The sequence below is a fragment of the Streptomyces sp. MK37H genome (genome assembly GCF_018035285.1).
Lineage (GTDB): Bacteria > Actinomycetota > Actinomycetes > Streptomycetales > Streptomycetaceae > Streptomyces > Streptomyces endocoffeicus.
On record NZ_JAAAYH010000044.1, the window covers coordinates 1 to 13,151 of the forward strand.

At 72.1% G+C, this 13,151-nt stretch carries 1 protein-coding gene; it reads left to right on the forward strand.

Annotated features, from left to right (window positions below):
* Positions 1-13 precede the first annotated feature (13 nt).
* On the forward strand, positions 14-13,099 hold the full coding sequence (locus tag GWI24_RS09545) for an SDR family NAD(P)-dependent oxidoreductase (protein WP_374103287.1): 13,086 nt from the start codon (positions 14-16) through the stop codon (positions 13,097-13,099).
* Positions 13,100-13,151: the final 52 nt, after the last annotated feature.

A 13,151-nucleotide genomic window follows, 5' to 3' on the forward strand; every position in this document is an offset into this window, starting at 1 on the left:
GCGGCCGGATTTGGTGGCTGGGCATTCGATTGGTGAGGTGGTGGCGGCGTATGTGGCGGGTGTGGTGTCGCTTGCGGATGCGTGTGTGTTGGTGGCGGCTCGTGGGCGGTTGATGCAGGGGTTGCCGTTGGGTGGGGTGATGGTGTCGGTGCGGGCGGCTGAGGCGGATGTGGTGCCGTTGCTGGCTGGTCGTGAGGTTGAGGTGAGTGTGGCGGCGGTCAATGGTCCGTGTTCGACCGTGATTTCTGGTGCTGAGGTGGCGGTGGCGGAGGTTGTCGGGTTGCTGGAGGCCGGGGGCGTCAAGACGAAGCGGCTGCGCGTTTCGCATGCGTTCCATTCGCCGTTGATGGAGCCGATGCTGGCGGAGTTCCGGCGGGTGGCTGAGGGGTTGTCGTATGGGCCTCCGCGTATTCCCGTCGTGTCGAATGTGACGGGTCTGGTCGCGGGTGCCGAGGCGCTGTGCTCGGCCGAGTACTGGGTGCGGCATGTGCGTGAGGCCGTGCGGTTCGCGGACGGGGTACGGAGTCTGGCGGACGCGGGAGTCACCACTTTCCTGGAGCTGGGTCCGGACGGGGTGCTGTCCGGGATGGGGCAGGAGTCCGTCTCCGACGCGCTCTTCGCATCGGTGCTGCGCGATGGCCGGGGCGAGATCCCTTCGCTGCAGGAGGCGCTCGCCGAGATCTATGTACGAGGGCGGCAGGTCGACTGGTCAGCCCTGTTGGCGCCGGCCCGCCCCCGCCGTGTGGAGTTGCCGACGTACGCGTTCCAGCGGGAGCGCTTCTGGCTGGAGCCGGTCCGTAGCGGCACGGCCCCGGCGCTGACTCAGGTGGCTGATCGCCGGCACTATCGGGTGTCGTGGGCGCCCGTTTCGGACGTGGCGGGTGCTGCGCTGACGGGCACGTGGCTGGTGGCGGTCCCGGCGGGGTTGGCCGGGGATGAGTGGGTTGCGGACTGCGTGGCCGCGTTGGCCGGGCGCGGTGCCCTGCCTGTCGTGGTCGAGCTGGGGCAGGACGACGCCGACCGCGCGGTGCTGGCGGCCCGGCTGCGCCGGGCCCTGGATGAGGCCGAAGTCTCCGACGCCGCGGGTGTGGTGTCGCTGCTGGCCCTGGCAGAGGGGCGGCACGGTGAGTACGGGGCGGTGCCGTTGGGGCTGGCGCTGACGTTGTCCCTGCTTCAGGGGATCGGGGATGCGGGCGTAGGCGGCCGTGTGTGGTGTGTGACGCGGGGTGCGGTGGCGGTGGGCGGTTCGGAGAGCCCGTTGAATGCGGAGCAGGCGGCGGTGTGGGGGCTGGGCCGGGTCGCCGGGCTGGAGGCCCCGGAGCGCTGGGGCGGCCTGCTCGACCTGCCTGAGGTGTGGGATGCGCGGGTGGCGGACCGGCTGGTGGGTGTGGTGAGTGGTCGCGCGGGCGAGACCGAGGCTGCGATGCGGGCATCGGGTGTGTTCGGCCGCCGTGTGGTCCGTGCGGTCGAGGGTGCACATGGCCTCGAGGGCTGGGAGCCGTCGGGGACGGTGTTGGTGACCGGTGGTACGGGTGCGTTGGGTGCCCATGTGGCGCGGTGGTTGGCGCGGTCGGGTGCGGAGCATCTGCTGTTGGTGTCGCGTCGTGGTGCTGAGGCCGCGGGCGTGGATGAGCTGTGTGCCGAGCTGCGTGAGATGGGTGCTCGGGTGACGGTTTCGGCGTGTGATGTGGGTGACCGGGATGCGCTGGCCGGGGTGTTGGCCGGGGTGCCGGAGGAGTTCCCGCTGACGGCTGTCGTACATACGGCGGGGGTGCTGGATGACGGTGTGCTGGACGGGCTGTCGGTGGACCGGTTCGAGGGCGTGTTGCGGGCGAAGTCCGAGGCGGCGTGGCATCTGCACGAGCTGACGCGGGAGGTGGACCTTTCGGCGTTTGTGCTGTTCTCCTCGTTCTCGGGGACGGTGGGTGCCGCTGGGCAGGCGAACTATGCGGCGGCGAACGCGACTTTGGACGCGTTGGCGGAGTGGCGGCGCGGTGCGGGGCTCCCGGCCACCTCGGTGGCCTGGGGTCCCTGGGCCGCCCACGGCATGGCAGAGGCCGCCGCGGACCGGTGGCGGCGCCACGGCCTCCCCGCGATGGCCCCCGAGTCGGCCGTCGCCACCCTGGAGCAGAGCGTCAACCATCCGACGGCAGCGGCTCTGATCGTCGCCGACGTTGAGTGGGACATCCTCGCCGGGACGATGGCGGACACCCGTTCGCGCCGACTCCTGCACGACCTCATGGCCCACGGCTCACCCGACACCGCCAACGAGGTCACGACCACTGATGGGTCGCTTCGGCGCCGACTCGCCGGGCTGGGGACGGCGGAACGAGACCGTGTCCTCCTGGAGTTCGTGCGGTCCCATGTGGCAGCCGTCCTGGGACACCGCCGTCCTGAGGCCATCGATGCCGACCGGGCCTTCAAGGAACTGGGCTTTGACTCCCTCGCGGCGGTGACCCTGCGCAACCGACTGAACGCGGCCACCGGGCTGAGCCTGCCGAGCACCCTGCTCTTCGACCACCCCACCGTGACGGCGCTGGTCAAACTGGTGCGCACCGAGGTGATGGGGCTGCGGAACGGCGCGGATGCGGCGTTGCCCGTCGCCGTGGCCACCGACGACGAGCCCATCGCCATTGTGGCCATGAGCTGCCGCTTCCCGGGCGAGGTGCGGACACCGGAAGACCTGTGGCAGCTGCTGATCGCCGGGCGCGAGGTGCTGACCGAGTTCCCCACCGACCGCGGATGGGACCTGGACACGCTCTACGGGCTGGATCCGGACGAGCACGGCAAGAGCTACGTCCGCGAGGGCGGGTTCCTCGAGGGAGCGGGCGACTTCGACCCGAAGTTCTTCGGCATCTCGCCACGTGAGGCGGTGGCAATGGACCCGCAGCAGCGGCTCCTGCTGGAGACATCGTGGGAGGCGTTCGAGCGGGCCGGGATCGATCCCACGCTGCTCCGGGGCAGTCAGACCGGGGTCTTCGTGGGCAGCAACGGCCAGGACTACGCAACCAGCCTGCGCCAGGCGGCAGCGGAGCACGTCGAGGGGCACCTGGTCACCAGCAGCGCCGCCAGTGTCGTCTCCGGCCGTATCTCCTACACCTTCGGTTTCGAGGGCCCGGCGGTCACGGTGGACACCGCCTGTTCGTCGTCGCTGGTCGCGCTGCATCTGGCGGCGCAGTCCCTGCGGCAGGGCGAGTGCTCGCTGGCGCTCGCCGGCGGTGTCACCATCATGTCCACTCCCGAGCTCTTCGTGGAGTTCAGCCGACAGCGCGGTCTGGCGGCCGACGGCCGGTGCAAGGCGTTCGCGGCAGCCGCGGACGGCACCGGCTGGGGCGAGGGCGTGGGCTTGCTGCTGCTGGAGCGGGTCTCGGATGCGCGGCGCAACGGCCATCAGGTGCTGGCAGTGGTACGCGGCTCCGCCGTGAACCAGGACGGTGCGAGCAATGGCCTCACCGCACCGAGCGGACCGTCGCAGCAGCGGGTGATCCGCGCCGCCCTGGCGAACGCCCGGCTGTCGGCCGGCGACGTCGATACGGTCGAGGCGCACGGCACGGGTACGACGCTCGGCGATCCGATCGAGGCGCAGGCGCTGCTGGCCACGTACGGGCAGGAGCGGCCCGACGAGCGTCCGCTGTGGCTCGGCTCGATCAAGTCCAACATCGGCCACACCCAGGCCGCGGCCGGTGTGGCCGGGGTCATCAAGTCGGTGCTGGCCATGCGCCACGGCCTGCTTCCGCGGACCCTGCACATCGATGAGCCGTCACCGCATGTGAACTGGTCCGCGGGTGCGGTGGAGCTTCTGACCGCCCCGGTGGCGTGGCCCGAGACCGGTCGGCCCCGACGGGCGGGCATCTCCTCCTTCGGCGTGAGCGGTACCAACGCCCATGTGATCCTGGAGCAGGGGCCGACGGTGTCCGATGCCGCCACGGACGCCACCTCTGAACCGAGCAGCGTGGTGCCGTGGGTGGTATCGGCGCGGTCCGACGCGGGGCTCCGGGAGCAGGCCGCGCGCTTGCTGTCGGTAGTGGGCGAGGAGGCCGGTCCGGCGTCGGTGGATGTCGGTCTGTCGCTGGTCACCACGCGCGCCGTGTTCGAGCGGCGGGCGGTGGTGCTGGGCGCCGACCGTACCGCGCTTGTCAGTGGCCTGACCGCGCTGGCCGAAGGCCGTGAGGCGACGGGTGTGGTGCGCGGGGCGGCTACTGGCTCCTCGGACCGCGTCGCTTACGTCTTCCCTGGTCAGGGGTCGCAGTGGGTGGGGATGGCGGCGGGGCTGTTGGAGTCGTCTCCGGTGTTCGCGGAGCGGGTGGGTGAGTGTGCGGTGGCGTTGGCGCCGTTCGTGGACTGGTCGCTGGTGGATGTGCTCGGCGACCCCGCGGCGCTGGAGCGGGTGGACGTGGTGCAGCCCGTGTTGTGGGCGGTGATGGTGTCGCTGGCTGAGCTGTGGCGTTCGTACGGTGTCGAGCCCGCGGCCGTCATTGGCCACTCTCAGGGTGAGATCGCGGCGGCGTGTGTGGCGGGTGCGTTGTCACTGGAGGACGCGGCGAAGGTGGTGGCCCTGCGCAGTCGAGCCCTGCGGGCGCTGTCCGGGCGCGGTGGCATGGTGTCGGTGTCGCTGCCTGTGGAGCGCGTACGGGAGCGGCTCGCGTCGTGGGGCGAGCGGTTGTCGGTGGCGGCGGTGAACGGGCCGTCGGCGGTCGTGGTCTCCGGCGACGCGGACGCGCTGGACGAGCTGCTGACGGCGTGCGAGGCGGACGAGATCCGGGCGCGTCGCATTCCCGTGGACTACGCCTCGCACTGTGCTCACGTCGAGGCCATCGAGGACGAGCTTCGGCAGGCCCTCGCGGGGATCGCTCCGCGCTCGTCGTCGGTTCCGTTCTACTCCACGGTCACGGCAGGTGTGCTGGACACCCAGGAGCTGGACGCCGGGTACTGGTACCGCAATCTGCGTCAGACGGTGCGCTTCGACGAGACCGTCCGCGCCCTGCTCGCCGACGGCTTCGATACGTTCATCGAGGCCAGCGCCCACCCCGTCCTGACGATGGGCGTGGAGCAGACGGCCCAGGACCACGGCGCGCACATCACCGCCGTCGGATCACTGCGCCGCGACGAAGGCGGTCTCGACCGGTTCGCCACCTCCCTCGCCGAGGCATACGTCGGCGGCGCCGCCGTCGACTGGGCGGCCATGTTCGCGGGCACGGGTGCCCGACGCGTCGACTTGCCGACGTACGCCTTCCAGCACCAGCGCTACTGGGTCGAGCCCTCAGCCGTGGCGGGCGATGTGTCCTCGGCCGGACTGACCTCCGCCGATCACCCCCTCCTCGGCGCGGCGACCGCGCTGCCCGACTCGGACGGGTGGTTGCTGACGGGCCGCCTCTCGCTCCGTACGCACCCCTGGCTCGCCGAACACACCGTGCTCGGCCGGGCCCTGCTGCCCGCGTCCGCGTTCGTCGAGTTGGCGCTGCGAGCCGGTGACGCGGCCGGATGCGATCGCGTGGAGGAGCTGACGCTGGAGGCGCCTCTGGTGCTTCCCGAACAGGGCTCCGTACAGCTCCAGTTGACCGTCGGCGGGCCCGAGGAGGACGGCGGACGTCCCGTACGGGTGTACGCGCGGCCGGAAGACACGACGGACCGGCCGTGGACCCGGTATGCCTCGGGAACGCTGGTCCACGGCGAAGCCCACGGCGAGGCCCAGAGCCACGCCGCTGACCTCAGCATATGGCCGCCGACCGGCGCGGAAGCCGTCGATATGACCGGCTTCTACGAGCGGCTGGCCCACACCGGCGTGGCGTACGGGCCCATCTTCCGCGGCGTTCGCGCGGTATGGCGCCGCGGTGACGAGCTCTTCGCGGAAGTGGTGCTGCCCGAGGAAGCCCGTCGCGAGGTGCCCCGGTTCGGCATCCACCCGGCCCTGCTGGACACCGCCTTGCAGCCGGGTCTGGCCCCCCTCCCGGGCGATGCGGACGGCATCCGGCTGCCGTTCCTCTGGAACGGTGTGTCGTTGCACGCGACCGGGGCGTCGATGCTCCGCGTACGGCTGGCCCGCCAGGGCATCGACACCCTGTCCGCGCTGGTCGCCGACCCGGCCGGAACACCGGTGGCCACGGTGGACGCGCTGGTGGCGCGGCCGGTGACGGAGGAGCAGTTCGCGGCCGCGACAGCGGAGCCCGGCGACGGCCGACCGGAACGGGCCACCGTGGTCCGCCGCGCTCTGGCCCGGACGGCGCCCGCCGCGGAGGAGGCGTCGCTACGGCAGCGCCTGCGCCGGGTGGGCGACGCGGAGCGGGAGCGGATGGTGCTGCGCATGGTCCAGGACCAGGCCGCCACCGTCCTCGGCCACAGCACACAAGACGCGGTCGAGCCGGAGATCTCGTTCAAGGAGCACGGTTTCGACTCACTCACGGCGGTGGAGCTGCGGAACCGGCTGAACGCGGCCACCGGCGAGCGGCTGCCCGCCACGGTCGTCTTCGACTACCCGACCCCCGCCGCGCTCGCGGAATACCTCCGCACGGAACTGCTCGGCCTCCGGGAGGGCGATGTCCCCTCGGCACCCGCGCCCGTCACCCGGGCCGAGCCGGACGACGATCCGATCGCCATCGTCGCCATGGGGTGTCGTCTGCCCGGCGGTGTCCGGTCCCCGGAGGAGCTGTGGGACCTGCTGACCGAGGGCCGTGACGCGATATCCGGCTTCCCCGAAGACCGTGGCTGGGAGCTCGACGGACTCTACGACGCCGACCCCGACGTCCCCGGGAAGACCTACACGCGCCACGGTGGCTTCGTCGACGGCGCGGGTGAATTCGACGCGGCGTTCTTCGGCATCTCACCGCGTGAGGCGGTGGCGATGGATCCGCAGCACCGACTGCTGCTGGAGACGTCCTGGGAGACCTTCGAGCGCGCGGGCATCGACCCGGCCTCCCTGCGCGGCAGTCAGACCGGTGTGTTCGTGGGCGCCGGATCACACGGATACGGCGCGGGCCCGATCCGGCCGTCGAGCGGTGTCGAGGGCTATCTGCTCACCGGTAACGCCCTCAGCGTCACCTCCGGTCGGCTCGCCTATGCGTTCGGCTTCGAAGGGCCGGCCGTCGCCGTCGACACGGCGTGCTCGTCGTCGCTGGTGGCGCTGCACCTGGCCGCGCAGTCACTGCGGCAGGGCGAGTGCTCCCTGGCCCTGGCCGGTGGCACCGCCGTCATGTCCACCCCCTGGACCTTCGTCGGCTTCAGCCGCCAGCGGGGGCTGGCACCGGACGGGCGCTGCAAGCCCTTCTCCGCCGCCGCCGATGGCTTCGGCCCGGCGGAGGGCGTCGGTGTGCTGCTGCTGGAGCGCCTGTCGGACGCACGCCGGAACGGACACCGTGTGCTCGCCCTCGTACGAGGCACCGCCATCAACCAGGATGGTGCGAGCAACGGCCTCACCGCCCCGAACGGCCCCTCGCAACAGCGGGTGATCCGCGCCGCGTTGGAGAACGCCCGGCTGCCGGCGGCCGAGGTGGACGCGGTCGAGGCCCATGGCACCGGCACCAAGCTGGGCGACCCCATCGAGGCGCAGGCCCTGCTGGCCACGTACGGCAGGGGCCGCCCCGAAGAACGGCCGCTGCTGCTGGGCTCGGTGAAGTCGAACATCGGGCACACGCAGGCGGCGGCGGGTGTGGCCGGTGTGATCAAGATGGTGCTCGGCATGCGGCACGGCGTGCTGCCGCGCACCCTGCACCTGGACGAGCCATCGCCGCATGTGGACTGGTCCGCGGGTGGGTTGCGCCTGCTGACGGACGATATGCCCTGGCCGGAGACGGGACGGCCGCGCCGCGCGGCGGTCTCCTCCTTCGGGATGAGCGGAACCAACGCGCACGCCGTGCTGGAGCAGGCCCCGCTCGACGAAGCCCCTGGCCATGATGCCGACGGCGACACCCGGACCAGGGAACTGCCGGAGATCACGCCATGGGTGATCTCCGGACGGTCGGACACCGCGGTCGAGGCACAGGCGGAACGGCTGCTGACGCATGTGCGCGGGCACGGAGAGGTTTCGCCCGCCGATGTCGGGCTGTCGTTGGCGACCACGCGCAGTGTCTTCGAACACCGCGCGGTGGTGCTGGCGGGAGACGGGGACGGTCTCGTCAACGGCCTGGGCGCGTTGGCCGAGGGGAACGTGACCCCCGGTGTGGTGCGCGGGATGGCGACCGCTCGGGACCACGCGGTGCTTGTCTTCCCTGGTCAGGGGTCGCAGTGGGTGGGGATGGCGGCGGGGTTGCTGGAGTCGTCTCCGGTGTTCGCTGAGCGGATCGCGGAGTGTGCGGTGGCGTTGGCGCCGTTCGTGGACTGGTCGTTGGTGGATGTGCTCGGCGATGCGATGGCGTTGGAGCGGGTGGATGTGGTGCAGCCGGTGTTGTGGGCGGTGATGGTGTCGTTGGCGGAGTTGTGGCGTTCGTACGGTGTCGAGCCTTCGGCCGTCATCGGTCATTCGCAGGGTGAGATGGCGGCGGCGTGTGTGGCGGGTGCGTTGTCGTTGGAGGATGCGGCGCGGGTGGTGGCGTTGCGGAGCAGGGCGTTGCGGGCGTTGTCGGGGCTCGGCGGGATGGTGTCGGTGTCGTTGCCGGTGGAGGAGGTGCGGGAGCGGCTGGGCCGGTGGGGTGAGCGGTTGTCGGTGGCGGCGGTGAACGGGCCCTCGGCCGTGGTGGTATCCGGCGACGCGGACGCGTTGGACGAGCTGCTGGCGGCATGCGCGGCGGGCGAGGTCCGGGCGCGGCGTATCCCCGTGGACTACGCCTCGCACTGCGCCCATGTGGAGGCCATCGAAGATGAGCTTCGGCAAGCGCTCGCGGGGATCAGCCCTCGGCCTTCGTCGGTGCCGTTCTATTCGACGGTGACCGGTGGGGTGCTGGACACCGAGGAACTCGACGCCGGGTACTGGTACCGCAATCTGCGTCAGACGGTCCGTTTCGACGAGACCGTGCGTGCGCTGCTGGCCGACGGTTTCCAGGTGTTTATCGAGGCCAGTGCCCATCCCGTCCTGACGATGGGGGTGGAGCAGACAGCCGAGGATCACGGCACCCGGGTCACCGCGGTCGGGTCGTTGCGCCGTGACGAAGGTGGTCTGGAGCGCTTCATGACCTCCTTGGCCGAGGCGTACGTGGGTGGCGCGTCCGTCAACTGGGCAGGGCTCTTCGCGGGAACGGGCGCGGAGCGCGTGGATCTGCCGACGTATGCCTTCCAGCGCACCCACTTCTGGCTGGAGTCCGAGGCCGTCGAGACCGCGGGTGATGTGGCATCGGTGGGGCTGGACTCGGCCGGGCATCCGTTGCTGGGGGCCGCCGTGCCGCTGCCCGACTCGGACGGTTTCCTGCTCACCGGTCGGCTCTCGCTCCGTACCCACCCCTGGCTCGCCGACCATGCGGTGCTGGGCCGGGCCATCCTGCCCGGTACGGCGTTTGTCGAGCTGGCGTCGAGGGCCGGTGACGCGGTCGGTTGCGACCGGTTGGAGGAGCTGACGCTGGAGGCGCCCCTGGTGCTGCCCGACGAGGGGGCGGTCCAGGTGCAGTTGGCCGTGGGCGGGCCCAGGCAGGACGGGCAGCGCGAGTTCAGCGTGCACGCCCGCCGTGACGACGTCCCGAACGCCTCGTGGACGTGCCATGCGAAGGGCATCGTGGCCCTGAACTCCACCGCCATCGACGGGACGACCGGCCCGGCGGACCTGAAGGCCTGGCCACCGGCGGGCGCGGAGGCGGTCGGGACCGCGGGCTTCTACGACGATGTGGCGGCCACCGGGCTGGCGTACGGACCGGTGTTCCGAGGGCTGCGCGCCGTCTGGCGCAAGGGCGACGAGGTCTTCGCCGAGGTGGCGCTACCCGAGGAGTCGCGCGCCGACGCGGCCCGGTTCGGGTTGCATCCCGCGCTGCTCGACACGGCACTGCACGCCTGGCTGGTGTGCGCCGCCTCGTATCCGGAGAGGGACAGGACCCGGCTGCCGTTCGTATGGAGCGGCGTGTCGTTGCACGCCGCCGGCGCGACCTCCCTGCGGGTACGGCTGGCCCGTACGAGCGCCGATGGGATGTCCGTCCTGGTGGCCGACGCCGCCGGAACGCCGGTGGCGACGGCGGAGGAGCTGGTCACCCGCCCGGTCTCGGAAGCACAGCTCGCATCGTCCGCCGACGACGGCGAGTCGCTGTACCGAGTGGAGTGGATCGCGGGGCCCACAACCGCCTCGGTCCCCGCCACCGACCGATGCGCCGTGGCCGGACCGGACCCATCCGGCCTGGCCAGGGCGTTGAAGGCGGCCGATGGATCGGTGGAGGAACACGCCGACCTGGCCGCTCTCGCGGCACATGTGCGATCGGGCGCTCCCATGCCGGACCTGGTGTTCGTAACCGTGTCCGCCGCCCCCGGCGAGGACGTCGTCCCGGCGGCACACGCCGTGGCCCACCGGACCCTGGACATGGTGCGGGCGTGGCTGGCGGAGGACGGGTTCGCCGCGTCCCGGCTGGTGTTCGTCACCCGGGGCGCGCTGGCCACCGAGGACGGTGAGGACCCGCGTGATCTGGCCGCGGCCCCGGTCTGGGGGCTGGTGCGATCGGCGCAGGCCGAGCATCCGGACCGTTTCGTCCTGCTGGACGTGGATGGCACCGAGCCATCGCTCGCCCTGGTGCACCAGGCGGTGTCCACCGGGGAGCCGCAGCTCGCGGTGCGCGGGGCCGAGGTGCTGGTGCCACGTCTGACCCCCGGTGCGGCGAGGGGAGTGCTGACGCCACCGGATGGCACGGAGGCGTGGCGACTGGAGGCGTCCGGAGCGGGCACGCTGGAGGGGCTGACGCTGGCCACGGCCACGGACGCCGGCCGGGAGCTCGGCGAGCACGAGGTGCGGGTCGCCGTGCGTGCCACGGGCCTGAACTTCCGTGATGTCCTCATCTCCCTGGGCATGTATCCGGACGAGGCCATGATGGGTGGCGAGGGGGCCGGTGTGGTCGTGGCCTCCGGCTCCGGTGTGACCTCCCTCGCCGTCGGCGACCGGGTGATGGGGCTGTGGTCCGGTGGTTTCGGGCCGTTGGCCGTGGTGGATCACCGCACCCTGGTGCGGATCCCGGACGGCTGGTCCTTCACCGAGGCCGCGTCCGTCCCCGTGGTGTTCGTGACGGCCTTGTACGCGCTGCGGGAGCTGGCGGGCCTACGGCGCGGTGAGTCGCTGCTGGTCCATTCCGCCGCCGGTGGCGTGGGAATGGCGGCGGTGCGGCTGGCGCGGGCCTGGGGCATCGAGGTGTTCGCGACCGCGAGCGAGACCAAGTGGGACCTCCTGCGCGGCCTCGGGCTGGACGAGGCGCATATCGCGTCGTCGCGCACGCTGGAGTTCGAGGAGCGGTTCAGGGACTCCTCGGCCGGTCGCGGTGTGGATGTGGTCCTGGACGCCCTGTCCGGTGAGTTCGTGGACGCGTCGCTGCGGCTGCTCGGCGAGGGCGGGCGGTTCATCGAGATGGGCAAGACGGATGTTCGGTCCGCCGAGGCGGTGGCAGCGGCTCATCCGGGCGTGCTGTACCGGGCGTTCGACCTGGGGGAGGCGGGCCCCGAGCACATCGGGGAGATGCTCGCGGAGATCGTGGCCCTGTTCGAGCGTGGTGTGCTGGAGCCGCTGCCCGCACGGGTGTGGGATGTGCGCAGGGCTCCCGAGGCGTTCCGGTTCATGAGCCAGGCGCGCCATGTGGGCAAGCTGGTGCTGAGCGTTCCGGCCGCGCCGGCCCCGGAGGGCACCGTACTGATCACCGGCGCCGGTGGCGTCCTGGGCGGACTGATCGCCCGGCATCTGGTGGCGGAGCGCGGCATACGCCGGCTGCTGCTGGTCAGCCGCCGTGGCCGCGCGGCCGAGAGCATGGCGGCGCTCGAGGCGGAGCTGACGGCCCTGGGAGCCTCGGTCACCGTCGCCGCCTGCGATGTCGCCGACCGCGACGCGCTGGCCGATCTGCTGGCGGACCTCCCCGACGGACACGGCCTGACCGGTGTGGTCCACGCCGCGGGCATCCTGGACGACGGAACGGTGGCCTCGCTGACGCCGGAGCGGCTCGACGCGGTGCTGCGGGCCAAGGTCGACGGGGCGTGGCATCTGCACGAGCTGACGCGCCGTTTCGATATGGCCATGTTCGCCCTGTTCTCGTCGACCGCCGGGGTCCTGGGATCCGCGGGCCAGGCCAACTACGCCGCCGCCAACACGTTCCTGGACGGACTGGCCCAGCGGCGCCGGGCGATGGGCCTGCCCGGGGTGTCGCTCGCCTGGGGCCTGTGGGCCGAGCGCACCGGAATGACCGGACACCTCGGCCAGGCGGACCTCTCGCGGATGACCCGGGTCGGACTGGTGCCGTTCCCCTCCGAGGAGGGGCTGCGGCTGTTCGACACGGCCGGCCGGCTGGCGGAGGGCGTGGTGGTGCCCGCGCGGCTCGACCTCGGCCACCTGGCGGCCGCCGCCGACGCCACGCCCGTACCCCCGTTGCTCAACGGACTCGTACGACGGCCCGCCCCGCTCCGGCGCGCCTCGGCCCAGGAAGACGCCGGCACCCAGGAGGCGCCACTGGCGCGGCGGCTGGCCGGGCTCGGCCAGGGGGAGCGGCAGCGGACGCTGCTGCGTCTGGTCCAGGAACACGCCGCCACGGTCCTGGGCCATGGGACGGCGTCCGCGGTGGTCACCGATCGCGGCTTCCTGGAGCTCGGCTTCGACTCACTCACCGCGGTCGAGCTGCGCAACCGGCTGAACGCGGCCACCGGGCTGCGGCTCCCCGCCACCCTCATCTTCGACTACCCGACCCCCGCCGCGCTGGCCGGACACCTGGGAGAGGAGATCGCCCCCGTGGCGGCGGACGACCCGTCGGACGTGGCCGCTGAACTCGACCGGCTGGAAGCCGCGTTGCTCGGCACCGACGCGGCAGCCGACGACGCCACCCGCGCGATGGTGGCCGACCGGCTGAAGCGCCTGCTGTCCCAATGGGACGGGGACCGTGGCGGCCCGGCGCCGGACGGCCCGGCCGATGGCCCCGCCACCGGTTCCGGCGACGCGGACGACGTCGCCGAGCACCTGGAGACGGCGGCGGCCGACGAGCTCTTCGCCTTCATCGACCAGGAGTTCGGGTCGTGATGCCAGCAGCAGCCGCCACCACGGCGCACCCACGAAGCCACCCCACCTGCCC